The sequence below is a fragment of the Dietzia sp. SYD-A1 genome (assembly GCF_015356725.1).
GTDB lineage: Bacteria > Actinomycetota > Actinomycetes > Mycobacteriales > Mycobacteriaceae > Dietzia.
Window position 1 is genome coordinate 1 of the sequence record NZ_JADDKI010000058.1, and the last position, 14,047, is coordinate 14,047.

14 protein-coding genes are annotated in these 14,047 nt (G+C 69.2%); 12 read left to right on the forward strand and 2 right to left on the reverse strand.

Features of this window, described 5'->3' with window-relative positions; genetic code table 11:
- From IY392_RS02980 to IY392_RS02990, 3 genes are all read left to right on the forward strand, one after another.
- Positions 1-1,995, forward strand: a 1,995-nt coding sequence (locus IY392_RS02980; RefSeq protein WP_304511134.1) for a ribonuclease J, incomplete at its 5' end; no start/stop codon positions are given.
- A gap of 62 nt (positions 1,996-2,057) precedes the next feature.
- Complete coding sequence (locus IY392_RS02985; protein WP_375292883.1) at positions 2,058-2,657, forward strand: TIGR03085 family metal-binding protein; 600 nt, start codon at positions 2,058-2,060, stop codon at positions 2,655-2,657.
- A gap of 313 nt (positions 2,658-2,970) precedes the next feature.
- Positions 2,971-5,544: a DNA translocase FtsK gene (locus IY392_RS02990; protein ID WP_194860462.1), complete on the forward strand. Its 2,574-nt coding sequence runs from the start codon at positions 2,971-2,973 to the stop codon at positions 5,542-5,544.
- Between the two features lie 11 nt (positions 5,545-5,555).
- On the opposite strand, the gene IY392_RS02995 is transcribed toward IY392_RS02990, so the two are convergent.
- Complete coding sequence (locus IY392_RS02995) at positions 5,556-5,837, reverse strand: YciI family protein (RefSeq protein WP_107756599.1); 282 nt, start codon at positions 5,835-5,837, stop codon at positions 5,556-5,558.
- A gap of 77 nt (positions 5,838-5,914) precedes the next feature.
- Between IY392_RS02995 and pgsA the strand changes: the two genes are divergently transcribed.
- From pgsA to IY392_RS03040, 9 genes are all read left to right on the forward strand, one after another.
- Positions 5,915-6,502 (forward strand): CDP-diacylglycerol--glycerol-3-phosphate 3-phosphatidyltransferase, encoded by a 588-nt coding sequence (pgsA, locus tag IY392_RS03000; protein ID WP_107756598.1) that lies wholly within the window; start codon positions 5,915-5,917, stop codon positions 6,500-6,502.
- 75 nt (positions 6,503-6,577) lie between these two features.
- Positions 6,578-7,048: a CinA family protein gene (locus tag IY392_RS03005; protein ID WP_231750593.1), complete on the forward strand. Its 471-nt coding sequence runs from the start codon at positions 6,578-6,580 to the stop codon at positions 7,046-7,048.
- A gap of 16 nt (positions 7,049-7,064) precedes the next feature.
- Positions 7,065-7,403 carry a helix-turn-helix domain-containing protein gene (locus tag IY392_RS03010; RefSeq protein WP_107756596.1) on the forward strand — a complete coding sequence of 113 codons (339 nt, stop codon included), beginning with the start codon at positions 7,065-7,067 and terminating at the stop codon, positions 7,401-7,403.
- A 97-nt stretch (positions 7,404-7,500) separates the two neighbouring features.
- Positions 7,501-8,328, forward strand: coding sequence for a PspA/IM30 family protein (locus IY392_RS03015; protein ID WP_107756595.1), 828 nt, complete (start codon positions 7,501-7,503; stop codon positions 8,326-8,328).
- A 70-nt stretch (positions 8,329-8,398) separates the two neighbouring features.
- Positions 8,399-8,593: a DUF3046 domain-containing protein gene (locus IY392_RS03020; protein WP_107756594.1), complete on the forward strand. Its 195-nt coding sequence runs from the start codon at positions 8,399-8,401 to the stop codon at positions 8,591-8,593.
- Positions 8,594-8,815: 222 nt separating this feature from the next.
- Positions 8,816-9,922 carry a recombinase RecA gene (gene recA / locus IY392_RS03025; RefSeq protein ID WP_017836921.1) on the forward strand — a complete coding sequence of 369 codons (1,107 nt, stop codon included), beginning with the start codon at positions 8,816-8,818 and terminating at the stop codon, positions 9,920-9,922.
- Positions 9,922-10,530 carry a regulatory protein RecX gene (locus IY392_RS03030; RefSeq protein ID WP_107756593.1) on the forward strand — a complete coding sequence of 203 codons (609 nt, stop codon included), beginning with the start codon at positions 9,922-9,924 and terminating at the stop codon, positions 10,528-10,530. The genes recA and IY392_RS03030 overlap by 1 nt, the downstream gene beginning before the upstream one ends.
- A gap of 14 nt (positions 10,531-10,544) precedes the next feature.
- Positions 10,545-12,134, forward strand: coding sequence for a tRNA (N6-isopentenyl adenosine(37)-C2)-methylthiotransferase MiaB (miaB, locus tag IY392_RS03035; RefSeq protein WP_375292884.1), 1,590 nt, complete (start codon positions 10,545-10,547; stop codon positions 12,132-12,134).
- A complete protein-coding gene (locus IY392_RS03040; protein WP_107756591.1) occupies positions 12,122-12,694 on the forward strand; it encodes a hypothetical protein in 573 nt (190 codons plus the stop codon). Before miaB ends, IY392_RS03040 begins: the two co-directional genes overlap by 13 nt.
- A gap of 77 nt (positions 12,695-12,771) precedes the next feature.
- Here IY392_RS03040 and IY392_RS03045 read toward each other — a convergent pair whose 3' ends face one another.
- Entirely contained in the window at positions 12,772-14,001 is a 1,230-nt protein-coding gene (locus tag IY392_RS03045; RefSeq protein WP_194860465.1) for a DUF349 domain-containing protein, read from the reverse strand.
- Positions 14,002-14,047: the final 46 nt, after the last annotated feature.

Consider the following 14,047-nt stretch of genomic DNA (forward strand, 5'->3'; position numbering starts at 1 on the left):
GACCAGGACAGTCAGGGGCAGCGGAGGCAGGGCAAGTCCCAGCAGGGCGCCTCCCAGCAGGGCGGTTCCCAGAAGAGCAGGGGACAGCAGGGCAAGGGACAGCAGGACCAGAAGCAGGATTCTCCCAAGGGCGGTTCGCGCGGTCGCGGGCGTGGGTCCGCAGGCGGTGGAAACCAGTCCGGTGAGAGCCAGTCCGGTGGGCAGCAGGGTCGCGGCCGCGGAGGCCGGGGCCGCGGTCGCGGGAACGGCAACACCTCCACGGCCGAGTTCGGCGGGGTCAAGACCATGCAGGGCGGGGACATGACCGTGCGTCTGCCCAGCCCGCCCAAGCCCCGCAAGGGAGCGCTGCGGATGGTGGCCCTCGGTGGAGTCACCGAGATCGGCCGCAACATGATGACCTTCGAGTACGACTCGAAGCTGCTCATCGTCGACTGTGGCGTGCTGTTCCCGAGCTCGACAGAGCCGGGAGTGGACCTCATCCTCCCCGATTTCGGGCACATCGAGGACCGCCTCGACCAGGTCGAGGCGCTCGTGTTGACCCACGCCCATGAGGATCACATCGGGGCCATCCCGTTCCTGCTCAAGCTCCGACCGGACATCCCGATCCTGGGGTCCCGCTTCACGCTCGCACTGGTCGCGGCCAAGTGCCGTGAGCACCGCATCAAGCCCGTCTTCCGTGAGGTCGACGAGTCCAGCGTGAGCACCCTCGGGAAGTTCGAGGTGCGCTACTTCGACGTCAACCACTCGATCCCCGAGTGCCTCGGCGTGGTCATCCGCGCCGGCGGTCAGTCGGTGATGATGACGGGCGACATCAAGCTGGACCAGCTCCCGACGGACAAGCGCCCCACCGACCTGCCCAAGATGGGCAGGTTCGGTGACGAGGGCATCGACCTCCTGCTGATGGACTCGACCAACGCGACCACGCCGGGCGTCAGTCGGTCGGAGTCTGAGATCGGTCCCGCTCTCCAACGGCTCATCTCGGACGCCCGTCAGCTCGTGGTCGTGGCGTGCTTCGCCTCGAACGTCTACCGCGTCCAGTCGGTCATCGAGGCGGCCGCCGCGAGCGGGCGCAAGGTCGCCCTCACCGGTCGGTCGATGATCCGGAACATGGAGATCGCACTCGAGATGGGGCTGCTGTCCGATCCCAAGAACGTGATCGTGGACATGGATACCGCGGCGAAGCTCCCGTCCGAGAAGGTCGTCGTGATGACCACCGGAACGCAGGGCGAGTCGATGGCGGGGCTGTCCCGCATGGCGCGCCGTGAGCACCGCCAGATCAACCTCTCCGAGGGCGACACCGTGATCTTCTCCTCGTCCATCGTCCCGGGCAACGAGGAGCCCGTCTTCGGTGTCCAGAACAGCCTGTCCCAGATGGGCGTGAACGTGGTCACCAGCCGCGACGCGAACGTCCACGTGTCGGGCCACGGCGACGCGGGGGAGTTGCTCTTCGTCTACAACGCCGTGCGCCCCAAGAACGCGATGCCGGTCCACGGCGAGTGGCGACACCTGCGTGCCAACAAGGCTCTGGCGATCGCCACCGGGGTGCCGGAGGAGAACGTGGTGCTGGCCCAGAACGGCGTCGTGGTGGAGTTGGTGGACGGGAAGGCCTCGGTGGTCGGCCAGGTCCAGGTGGGCAATCTCTACGTGGACGGCCTGTCGACCGGCGACATCGGTGACACCGTCCTGGCTGACCGCACCGCGCTCGCCGAGGACGGCTTCATCGTCGCGACCGTGGTCGTGGATCCCCGTACCGGGCGACCGGTGAGCAAGCCCCAGATCATCGGAAAGGGCTTCACCGACGAGCCGGGCGCACTGGACCCCGTGGTCGAGCTCGTCGAGAACGCATTGTGGGACCTGGCGGGCGAGGGTGAGACCGATCCCTACCGCCTCGCGCAGTCGGTGCGCCGCACAGTCGGTTCCTGGGTGTCCGAGAAGTGGCGCCGCAAGCCGATGATCGTGCCCACCGTCATCACCTCCGTGGCGGCGGAGGGCTGAGGCGGGTGGACCCCGGCCGGCGGACACTGGCGCAACGGGAGCGGAGCGCTCTCGTCGAGACGATGCGTGCCGCCGGTCCGGAGGCGCCGACACTGTGCGACGGGTGGACGACCCGGGATCTCGCCGCGCACCTGGTGGTGCGAGAAGCGCGCCCCGACGTCGCCGCGGGGATCGTCCTGCCGGCGCTCGCCTCGCGCATGGAGGACCTGCGCCTCCGGGAGACCGAGACCCCGTGGGAGGAACTGCTGGAGAAGATCGCCGCGGGCGCACCGTGGTACTCACCGCTCCGCTACGCAGACCGTGTGGCCAATGCCGCGGAGTACCTCGTGCACCACGAGGACGTCCGAAGGGCCGACGGGCAGTGGACGGCGCGGGAGTTCGGCATCGAGGATCTCGATCGCATCTGGGCGCTCGGGACGACCGTGGCGAAGACGTTCCTGCGGCGGGTGACCGCCCGTGTCGATCTGCGTACCCCTCCGGGGATGAGTCTGAGCAAGCCCGGTGCGGTGTCCACCGGGGCCGCGCTCGCCCCGCTCGTCAGCGTGACGGCCGCCCCCGTGGAGCTTCTCCTGTGGGCGTTCGGTCGGCGTGCGGCCGACGTGGACATCTCCGGCTCGCACCAGGGGATCGCCGCGCTGGAGGCGGTGCCGAGGGGCATCTGACCTACCGCCGCCCCGTGTGGCTGCTGTTACCGATGGGGTGCGAGAAGATAGAGTGACTCCCATGGCACCCAGCTCGAACACGCGATCCACCCGTGCCCCAGGTGGACGACGCCCGGCCTCGAAGTCCGCCGGACAGCGAACCACCGCGTCTACCTCGTCGTCGTCCCGTGGGGGTGGTTCCCGGCGCGGTGCCGTCGTCTCGACTCCGAAGTCCGGTACCCGCGCACGTTCCCGCGCGGTGACGCCCGCTCCGGAACGGACGTCCGGAGCCTTCGGCGCGGTCGGTCGCGGTCTGCGGGGTGGATGGGCGGGGATGGCGAGAGGCCTCGGTCACGGTGTGCGCGGCCTGCGGGGCGCTGACGACGAGGACCGTGTCGCGCCGCCGCACAGACGGGACGGACTCGGGTTGGCCCTCGTCGGGATCGCGATCGTGTTCGCAGGAGCGGTGTGGTTCGGCGCGGCGGGCCCGGTCGGGGAGTGGATCGACACGGGTGTCCGGACGGTCGTCGGAACCCCCAGCGCGCTCCTGCCGCTGGTCCTCTGCGTCTGGGGCGTGCTCGTGATGGCCCGGGAGCCACGGCCCGACGTCCAGTCCAGGTGGGTGGTGGGGACCACCGTGACCACACTCGGTGTGCTGGGTCTGTGGCATCTGGGATCGGGTTCACCCGCGGACCCGGACGGTGTCCGTGGCGGAGCCGGCGTGCTGGGGAGGATCGTCGGGGGCACGCTCGAGGCGGGCCTGTCCATCTTCGTCGCCGTCCCGCTGTTGGTCCTGCTCGTCGCGTTCGGTGTCCTGGTTCTTGTGGGTCGACCGGCCAGGGAGATCCCGGGAGTCGTGCGCGGGTTCTTCGGGTGGGACGGAAGCGGAGACATCGTCGATCACGAGGACCCGGAGGCGGTCTGGGACGACCCCGACGCCACGACCGCGTACCCGATCTCCGAGAACGGCACCCCGGACGACCGGGAGCGACCCGCACCACGACGTCAGGCGCGCCGCCGGGTGGCCGCGTGGTCGGATACGCCGAGCACCGGGGAGACGGTCGAGATGCCGGCTGCCGCCGGTGCAGCAGGCGAGTCGGTGTCCGAGGGCGACGGGCCCCCCGCCGCACCCCAGCGCCGGTCCCGGAAATCGGCCGCTCGCACCGCAGTACTGCCCTCGGCCGACACCGGCGTCGTCGACGGCGTCGACGGGCCCGGCGTGGACGACGACATCGTCGCGACCACCGCCCGCCCGGCGGGATCCCGCGCAGCAGCGGACGCAGCCGTTGTGCCGCAGACCAACTCCCCGTCCTCCCACACCGCGGCGGACAGTGACGTCGACCGGCTCGATTCCCAGAAGCAGTTGCTCAACGGGGTCGAGTACACCCTGCCGCCCGTGAGCCTGCTGACCGCGGGAGACCCGCCCAAGGAGCGCAGCGAATCCAACGACCAGATGATCGAGGCCATCCAGGGCGTCCTCGAACAGTTCAAGATCGACGCCGCGGTCACCGGGTTCACCCGCGGGCCGACGGTCACGCGGTACGAAGTCGAGCTGGGCCCCGGTGTGAAGGTGGAGAAGATTACCGCGCTGCACCGGAACATCGCCTACGCGGTGGCCACCGACAACGTCCGGCTCCTCGCCCCGATCCCGGGCAAGTCCGCCGTGGGTATCGAGGTCCCCAATCTCGACCGTGAACTGGTCAGACTCGCCGACGTTCTCACCGATCCCAAGACCGCCACGAAGCACAACCCGATGCTCATCGGGCTGGGTAAGGACATCGAGGGGGATTTCGTCACCGCCGATCTGGCGAAGATGCCGCACCTGCTGGTGGCGGGTTCGACGGGCTCGGGCAAGTCCAGTTTCGTCAACTCGATGCTCGTGTCGTTGCTCACCCGGGCGACCCCGGACGAGGTGCGGCTGATCCTCGTGGACCCCAAGATGGTCGAACTGACACCGTACGAGGGCATCCCGCACCTGATCACCCCCATCATCACCCAGCCCAAGAAGGCGGCAGCGGCGCTGGCGTGGCTGGTCGAGGAGATGGAGCAGCGTTATCAGGACATGAAGTCGACCCGGGTGCGCCACATCACCGACTTCAACGATCGCGTGAAATCGGGCGCCATCACCACCCCGCCCGGGAGCGAGCGCGTCTACCGCCCGTACCCGTACATCGTCGCCGTCGTGGACGAGCTCGCCGATCTCATGATGACCGCGCCCCGGGACATCGAGGACGCGATCGTGCGGATCACGCAGAAGGCCCGGGCCGCCGGCATCCACCTCGTACTGGCCACCCAGCGTCCGTCGGTCGACGTGGTGACGGGTCTGATCAAGACGAACGTGCCGTCGCGCCTGGCCTTCGCGACCTCCTCGCTCACCGACTCGCGGGTCATCCTGGACCAGGCGGGGGCCGAGAAGTTGATCGGCATGGGCGACGGACTGTTCATCCCCATGGGAGCGTCCCGGCCGATCCGTATGCAGGGCGCCTTCATCACCGACGAGGAGATCCACGAGGTCGTCGACTACGCCAAGAACCAGGCGGAGCCCGACTACGACGACACCGTCACCGCCGCCAAGGAAGAGTCCACGAAGGAGATCGACGGGGACATCGGAGACGACCTGGACGACCTGCTCGCCGCCGTCGAACTCGTGGTCTCCAGCCAGTTCGGGTCCACCTCGATGCTGCAACGCAAGCTCCGCGTCGGATTCGCCAAGGCCGGGCGCCTCATGGACCTGATGGAATCGCGCGGCATCGTGGGCCCCTCCGAGGGGTCCAAGGCCCGTGACGTCCTGGTCAAACCGGAGGAGTTGGCCTCGGTCATCTGGATGATCAAGGGGGGCACGCCGCCGCAGGAAGACGCCGACGAGCCGACCGGGAGCGAGACCCTCGACGAGGCGCCGGTGGGCTGAACGTCCGAAGGTCAGGCCAGCGCGCCGAACACGGGCATCCACCCCCGGACTGTGACCCCGGATACAAACCCACGCAGACAATGCGGGTCCTCGGCGACCAGGGAGCGGGCTGCGCCGGCGTCGTCCGCCTCGACGATGAGCAGAGCCCCGGACCCGTCGGTGTACGGTCCCACCGTTCGAATCGTCCCCGCCTCGACCTGGGCGGACAGCCACTCGCGGTGCGCGGGCTTGTTCGCCTCCCGGTCCTCCGACTGCTCTGGTTCGTACCGGTAGCTGACTGCGAAGAGCGGCATCGCTGGGGTCCTTCCCGATCATGGTGAGAGCGTTTTCGGATCCAGGGTATTGGCCCGGGTCTCGCTAAGGTGTGGGGGTGACACTTCCCTTCACCGACGACGGCCGCCCCGGTGCCGAGGTCCCCCTGCTCAACATCGCCAACGTGCTCACCGTCCTGCGAATCCTGCTGGTCCCGGTGTTCGTGGTCCTGTTCTTCGTCTCCGACGCCCAGGATCCGTGGTGGCGAGTCGGTGCGTTCGTGGTCTTCGCGCTCGCGATGGCGACCGACTACGTGGACGGGTACCTCGCCCGGCGCCTGGGCCTGGTCACCGATTTCGGCAAGATCGCCGACCCGATCGCGGACAAGGCCCTCATGGCCGCGGCCATGATCTCGCTGTCCCTGGTCGACGAGCTGTTCTGGTGGGTCACGATCGTGATCCTGGTCCGAGAGGTCGGGATCACCCTCTGGCGCCTGTTCGGTGTGGACCACGTGGTGGCGGCCAGCAAGGGCGGAAAGCTCAAGACCGTCACCCAGACTCTGGGGGTGGGGATGCTGATCCTGCCGCTACCGTACTGGTTCTGGCCGGTCGAGTGGGCGGTGATCGGGGTGGCTCTCGTGCTGACCGTCTACACGGGTGTCGACTACCTGGTGAAAGCGCGTCAGGCAGCGCGGGCCGGGCGCTGAGGGCCCGGAACCGTGTCCGACACGACATCCCCTGTGCGCCCGGTTGCCGGGCCCGATCCCTCAGCCGCGGCCGCGGTGACAGCTCTCGCCGGGCGGGGATGGACGCTGGCGACCGCGGAGTCGCTGACCGCGGGGTTGCTCGCGGCAACCGTGGCCGGTGTCCCGGGGGCGAGCGCGGTCCTGAGGGGCGGCCTCGTGGTCTACGCCACCGACCTCAAACACGACCTCGCCGGGGTTCCGGAAGACGTGCTCCGGAGGCACGGGGCCGTCTCAGGTGAGACGGCTCGCGCCCTCGCCGCGGGCGCGGCCCGCCGGTGCGGGGCCGACGTCGGGGTGGGGTTGACCGGCGTGGCGGGACCCGACCGGCAGGAGGGGCATCCGGTAGGGACCGTCTACCTGGGGTTCTGTGCACCGGGACTCGCTCCGTGGTCGACGGAGCTGGAACTACGTGGCGGCCGCGACGCGATCCGCCGGGCTGCTTGCGACGCGGCCCTCGACCGGCTGGTGGGGATCGTCGGCTACCGCGGGAACGAATCGGGCGCATGAGGCGTTGTACCCCGTGATGCCGAACATCCAGATGACCACGCTGCCCCACCCGGACCACCGGAGCGGCCCCCCGTTGCTCCGGGAGACCCTCGGGACGGTGCTCCGCGGACTGAGGGGCGAGACGGGACGGACCCTGAGGGACGTCGCGGACGCGGCCCGGGTGAGTCCCGGGTACCTCTCCGAGATCGAGCGCGGACGCAAGGAGGCCTCGAGTGAGCTCCTCGCGTCGATCTCGGGCGCTCTCGACGTGTCCCTCGGGGAGATCCTGATCAGGGCCGCCGTCCAGGTCTCGCCCCCGGGCACCGTCCCGGCCCCGGGGACCGTGTCACCGCGGGAACCGGTCCTCGCGGCCTGAATCCCGCCCCGGCAACGCCCGGTGGTCGCCCCCCGGCGTAGTTCGGTACCGTGGTAACGACCCGTCGTCCGAATCGGCAGAAGGACACTACGCAGCGATGGCCAATCCGTTCACCAAGGCATGGCGCTACCTCATGGCGTTGTTCGATTCGAAGATCGACGAGAATGCTGACCCCAAGGTCCAGATCCAGCAGGCGATCTCGGACGCACAGCGCCAGCACCAGCAGCTGTCCCAGCAGGCGGCCGCCGTGATCGGCAACCAGCGGCAGCTGGAGATGAAGCTCAACCGACAGCTGGCCGACATCGAGAAGCTGCAGGGTTCGACGCGGCAGGCGCTCCAGATGTCCGAGCAGGCCCGCCAGAACGGTGACGCCCAGAAGGCGACCGAGTACGAGAACGCCGCGGAGGCGTTCGCCGCCCAGCTCGTCACCGCCGAGCAGAACGTCGAGGACCTCAAGGGTCTGCACGACCAGTCGCTCCAGGCCGCGGCCCAGGCCAAGAAGGCCGTGGAGCAGAACGCGATGGTCCTCCAGCAGAAGGTGGCCGAGCGGACCAAGCTGCTCAGCCAGCTGGAGCAGGCCAAGATGCAGGAGCAGGTCAGCGCGTCGCTGCAGTCGATGTCCGAGGTTTCCTCCGGAGGAAACACCCCGAATCTCGACCAGGTGCGGGACAAGATCGAGCGGCGGTACGCCAACGCCCTCGGTTCGGCCGAGCTCGCCCAGAACTCCGTTCAGGGCCGGATGCTCGAGGTCGAGCAGGCGTCGACGCAGATGGCCGGGCACAGCCGTCTCGAGCAGATCCGCGCGTCGATGAAGGCGGAGGGTGGCCAACTCGGGCAGGGCACCGGTTCGGCGTCCCAGCTCCCTCAGGGGCAGCCCCAGGCCGCGACGTCGCCGGAGCAGCAGGCGCAGACCGAACAGCAGTGAATCGTGCGAGGACGGGCCGCCGGTGAGGACGCCGGCGGCCCGTCCTCGTCCGTCGTGAAAGGGTGGGCACGTGACTCTGACGGAGTTCAGGGCCCGGACCGTCGAGGCCTTCGGGGACCTGCGAGCCGATCATCTCGTACGTTCCCATCACCTCGGGGCGTTCGACGGACGCACGGCGGAGGAGGCCATCGACGCCGGCGCCCCGGTCAAGCAGGTCTGGTTGGCCCTGTGCGCCGAGTTCGAGGTTCCCGACTCGTTACGTTGACACCCGGGCGGCGTGTCGTTGCCCCTCGAACACGCGTTCGCCTATAGTCGGGGCACGTGATGACGGGAGTGCCCGTCCACAGGGCGCCGTCCCTCCACAGTGAAGGGGTGCCGGGCTCGCGCGAGTCGTTCGTGTCGTACCCGACCCGTAGCGTCCGCGAGAGAGCAGACCACACAGACCATCCGGCACGACACCGGTGGTCGAGCACGAACGGAGAACATCATGGCCCCCAAGAACACCGCCAAGTCCGGAACCCGGACCGGCGTCGCCCCGAATCGGGAGCAGGCACTGGAGCTGGCGCTCGCCCAGATCGACAAGGCCTACGGCAAGGGGTCGGTCATGAGGCTCGGGGACGACACCCGCCCGCCGGTCCAGGTGATCCCCACCGGCGCCCTGTCGCTCGACGTCGCACTCGGAGTCGGCGGGTTCCCCCGCGGGCGCGTCGTGGAGGTCTACGGTCCGGAGTCGTCGGGTAAGACCACCGTCGCACTGCACGCCGTGGCCAATGCGCAGGCCGCCGGTGGTATCGCCGCGTTCATCGACGCGGAGCACGCACTGGATCCCGAGTACGCCCGCAAGCTCGGTGTGGACACGGACAACCTCATCGTCTCCCAGCCGGACACCGGCGAACAGGCGCTCGAGATCGCGGACATGCTGGTCAGGTCCGGATCCATCGACATCCTGGTCGTCGACTCCGTCGCGGCGTTGGTGCCGCGGGCGGAGATCGAGGGCGAGATGGGCGACAGCCACGTGGGACTCCAGGCCCGCCTGATGAGCCAGGCGCTCCGGAAGATGACCGGTGCGCTGCACAACACCAACACCACCGCCATCTTCATCAACCAGCTGCGCGAGAAGATCGGGGTGATGTTCGGCTCGCCCGAGACCACCACCGGCGGTAAGGCGCTCAAGTTCTACGCCTCGGTCCGCCTGGACGTGCGCAGGATCGAGACCCTGAAGGACGGCGCGGATGCGGTGGGTAACCGCACCAAGGTCAAGGTGGTCAAGAACAAGATCGCCCCGCCGTTCAAGATCGCGGAGTTCGACATCCTCTACGGGGAAGGCATCAGCCGCGAGGGATCGCTGATCGACATGGGCGTGGAGAACGGGTTCGTCAAGAAGTCGGGTTCCTGGTTCACCTACGGTGCCGACCAACTGGGGCAGGGCAAAGAGAATGCCCGCCGGTATCTGAAGGAGAACCCCTCGGTTCGCGATGAGATTGAACGGAAGATTCTCGACAAGCTCAACATCGGGGCCGGTGCGGAGCTCGCGGAGATCGAGGCGGAGGCAGATGAGGACGCACCCATCGACGTGGTGCCTGTCGAGTTCTGATGAGTGTCCGGGAGCCTGATTCCGACGAGCGGGTGCGGCGGATCACATCGGAGCAGCTACGCGCGGCGATCGCCGCGGTGGAGGCCAGGTCGTCAGGGAGCTCGGATCTGCCACCGTTGGCGCCCGAGGCCCACGACGCCGCGACTGCGGCCCTCCGTCTCCTGCGCCACCGTCCCCGTAGCGAACACGAACTCCGCGAGAGGCTTCTGGGTAAGGACCACGCGCCGGCCGCCGTGGACGAAGCGCTGGCCAGGGTCCGGGTCTGGGGCCTGGTGGACGACGCCGAATTCGCATCGGAATGGGTCAGAGGCCGCCGACGCCGACGCGGACGGTCGCGCGGCGCCCTCGAGCGGGAGCTCCGCGAGAAGGGTGTCGCCGAGGCCCACATCGCCAGGGCGGTCTCCCACATCGACGAGTGCGACGAGCATGACCACGCCGCCGAGCTGGTGCGGGCGCGGCTCGCGCGCCGGCCGACCGGGTCCCGTCGCGCCGCCGACCTCCAGGGGGAGCGGCGCAGGTTGGTGGCGTTCCTCGGACGGCGGGGTTATCCGACGGGGTTGGCGATGACTGTGGTCGATGCCGAATTGGCGGCCCAGGTGTCGCCCTGAGTACCCTGGCCTGCGTGGATACTCTCGTGACCGACCAGCAGACGACCGCCGGAGACGCCGGTGTCGAGCGCGTCGAGCGTGTGGAGGGGCGCACCTATCAGGTGCGGACCTTCGGATGCCAGATGAACGTCCACGACTCGGAGCGGCTCTCGGGTGTACTCGACGAAGCGGGATACGTCCCGTTCGAGGGCGAGGCGGATCCCGTACGGGGCGCACTGCCGGACCTCGTCGTGTTCAACACCTGCGCCGTCCGCGAGAACGCCGATAACCGCCTCTACGGCACGCTCGGCCATCTGCGACCGTGGAAGGACGCCAACCCGCGGATGCAGATCGCGGTCGGGGGCTGCCTCGCGCAGAAGGACAAGGACGTGGTGGTCTCGCGCGCACCGTGGGTCGACGTCGTCTTCGGCACCCACAACCTCGGTCACCTCCCCACCCTGCTCCAGCGTTCGCGCCACAACGAACGAGCCGAGGTGGAGATAGCCGACTCGCTCCAGCACTTCCCGTCAGCCCTCCCCGCGACTCGCGAGTCCGCCTACGCCGGCTGGGTCTCCGTGTCGGTCGGCTGCAACAACACCTGCACCTTCTGCATCGTCCCGTCCCTCCGCGGCAAGGAGGTGGACCGGCGTCCCGGAGAGGTACTCGCAGAGATGCGGGCGCTGGCGGACGAGGGTGTCCTCGAGGTCACCCTGCTGGGTCAGAACGTCAACGCTTACGGGCGCTCGTTCCACGACCCTGCCGAGCCTTCCGACAGGGGAGCCTTCGCGAAGTTGCTGCGCGCTGCCGGTCGGGTCGAGGGAATCGAACGGATCCGGTTCACCTCGCCCCATCCGGCGGAGTTCACCGACGACGTCATCGAGGCGATGGCCGACACCCCCGCCGTGTGCCCACAGCTGCACATGCCCCTGCAATCGGGCTCGGATCGTGTGCTCCGGGCGATGCGGCGGTCGTACAGGTCGGAGCGCTTCCTCGGCATCCTGGACAGGGTGCGTGCCGCGATGCCGCACGCGGCCATCACCACGGACATCATCGTCGGTTTTCCCGGCGAGACCGAAGAGGACTTCCAGGCCACTCTCGACGTCGTCGAGAAAGCACGCTTCACCAGCGCTTTCACGTTCCAGTACTCACCGCGACCGGGGACGCCGGCGGCGACGATGGACGAGCAGATCCCCAAGTCCGTGGTGCAGGAGCGCTACGACAGACTGATCCGGCTCCAGGAGCGGATCACCCTCGAGGAGAACGAGAAGCAGGTCGGTCGTGAGGTCGAGCTGCTCGTCACGGCGGACCAGGGGCGCAAGGACGCCGCCACCGCTCGGATGACCGGCCGGGCCCGCGACGGCCGCCTGGTGCACTTCGCCCCGGTGGGGGAGCACGCCGGGCGGATCCGTCCCGGCGACGTGGTCACCACCCGAGTCACCTCGGCGGCACCACACCACCTGCTCGCCGATGACCGGGTGCTGACCCTGCGGACGACCAGGGCGGGCGACAGGCACGAAGCCGGTGAGAAGCCGGAGACGCCACCGATCGGGGTGGGGCTCGGACTGCCCACCCTGCGGAGGGCCGCCGACACCCCCGACACCACCCCGAAGGGATGCCCCACGTGAACACCGCTGACCGCCCCGACCCGATCGAAGGGATTCTGGAGTCCGGCACCGTCAACTCGGAGCTCCGTCAGAAAGACCGGGTCCTGGGCCACACTCTCGTGATCGGCAAGGCCTATCTGGCGTCGGCTCTCCTGATCGTGCTGCTCGCGGCCGCACTGGTGTTGCCCCACAGTGACGGGGTGCGCGGTCTTGATGTGTTGTTCTTCACCGAAGCGGCCCGGGCCCAGGAGACGTCGCTGCCGTCCCACGTGTTCGTCCTCATCTATTCGGCCGGTGCCATCCTGTTCGGCGCGGTCATGATCATCACCCAGAAGTGGTGGGCGGCGGGGATCGCGTGGGGCGCGAGTTGTGTCGCCGCCGTCTACGGGATGCTCGCGATCTGGCTGCGCCAGTCCGGGCGAGGACCCGACCCGGATTTCCGGGACTTCGGGGCCCCCGGGATCGGGATGTACGTCAGCGTCATCCTGGTGCTGCTGCTGGTGATGACACTGGCGGGCGTGCTGTGGGCGCGGACGCCGGAGCAACGAGAGCTCGAGGACTCGCTGCGCCACCGCGAGTGAACCGGAGCCCCACCGTTCAGGGGGTCCTGCTCACGTCTCCCGCCTCAGAGGCGGGGCTCAACTGACGATCGTCGTGCTCAGCGGGTGTCGACAGCGTTCTCGGCGGCCTCTGCCCACTCCCTCCACTGCGTGGCCTGCGCGCGGGCCTTCTCCGCATCCTTCGACCTGCCCGCGGCTTCGGCCTTCGCCGCCTGCTCTTCGAAATCGTCCACGCGCACCCAGAACTGGGCGGCGCGGGCCTTGGCCTCGGGGTCGGTCCGTCGCCACTCCGCGTCCGCCGCATCGGACACGGACCTCTCCAGCGCCCGGATCCTTCCCTCGAGCTCTCCCATCCGCTCCCGCGGGACCTTGCCGATCTCCTCCCAGCGGGTCTGGAGTTCCCGCAGGGCCGTGCGCGCGGCGGTGAGGTCCTTCTGGGGATCGATCCGGCCCGCGTAGTCGGCGAGCAGCGCCTCTTTCGCCTCCGCGTTGCCGGCGAACTCGGCGTCCCTCTCGGCGGCCGCGGCATGGCGGGCGTCGAAGAACGTGTCCTGGGCCGCCTTGAACCGCTTCCACAGCGCGTCATCGGCCTCGCGGGGTGCGCGGCCCGCGGCCTTCCACTCGTCCATGAGCCGCCTGAACGCGGTCGCCGTGTCATTCCAGTCGGTCGAGCCCGAGATCGCCTCGGCGCGCTCGACCAGCTCTTCCTTGACCCGCTTCACCGATGCCCGATTGCGGTCCAGTTCCGCGAAGTGCGAACCCCGGCGACGGTTGAACGCCTCGCGCGCCTTGGAGAAGCGCTTCCACAGGGCGTCGTCGGTCTTGCGATCGATACCTCGGATGGTCTTCCACTCGTCGAGGATCTCCCGCAGGCGATCGCCGGCGGCCTTCCACTGGGTGGAGGACTCCCCGATCTCCTCGGCCTCGACGGCCAGCGCCTCCTTGCGTGCGATCGCGGTCGCGCGTTCCTCCTCCTTACGGTGGCGCGCCTCGGCCTCGACGGCGCCGGACCGTTCGATCACTGTCACCAGCCGGGCCGCGAGGGTGTCGAGATCGCCCACCGCGGCCGCGGTCGGGAGCTGTTCGGCGAGCGTTTCGGCGGACGCGCGCGTCTTGCGCGCGTCCTGCGGGTGAGACTCGAGACGGGCCTCGAGGAGCATGACCTCGGCCACCAGATCGTCGTACCTGAGGCCGAAGTGTGCCAGGCCCTCTTCCGGAGCGCCGGCCTGCCAGGATCCCACCTGCCGCTCTCCGTCGGAGGTCTTGACGAACACCGCGCCGGAGGCGTCGACCCGTCCCCACTCGGACGGGTCCGACGCCCGGGCGATCCGCGTATCCGGGGTCGCCGACGCCCGCGGTCCAGCCTTCCGGGCG

Coding starts and splice junctions, on each gene's coding strand:
- IY392_RS02990 (WP_194860462.1), top strand. CDS start 2,971: ATGGCGAGAGGCCTCGGTCACGGTGTGCGCGGCCTGCGGGGCGCTGAC.
- IY392_RS02985 (WP_375292883.1), top strand. CDS start 2,058: ATGCGTGCCGCCGGTCCGGAGGCGCCGACACTGTGCGACGGGTGGACG.
- IY392_RS03040 (WP_107756591.1), top strand. CDS start 12,122: ATGCCCCACGTGAACACCGCTGACCGCCCCGACCCGATCGAAGGGATT.
- IY392_RS03015 (WP_107756595.1), top strand. CDS start 7,501: ATGGCCAATCCGTTCACCAAGGCATGGCGCTACCTCATGGCGTTGTTC.
- IY392_RS02995 (WP_107756599.1), bottom strand. CDS start 5,837: ATGCCGCTCTTCGCAGTCAGCTACCGGTACGAACCAGAGCAGTCGGAG.
- IY392_RS03030 (WP_107756593.1), top strand. CDS start 9,922: ATGAGTGTCCGGGAGCCTGATTCCGACGAGCGGGTGCGGCGGATCACA.
- IY392_RS03010 (WP_107756596.1), top strand. CDS start 7,065: ATGCCGAACATCCAGATGACCACGCTGCCCCACCCGGACCACCGGAGC.
- recA (WP_017836921.1), top strand. CDS start 8,816: ATGGCCCCCAAGAACACCGCCAAGTCCGGAACCCGGACCGGCGTCGCC.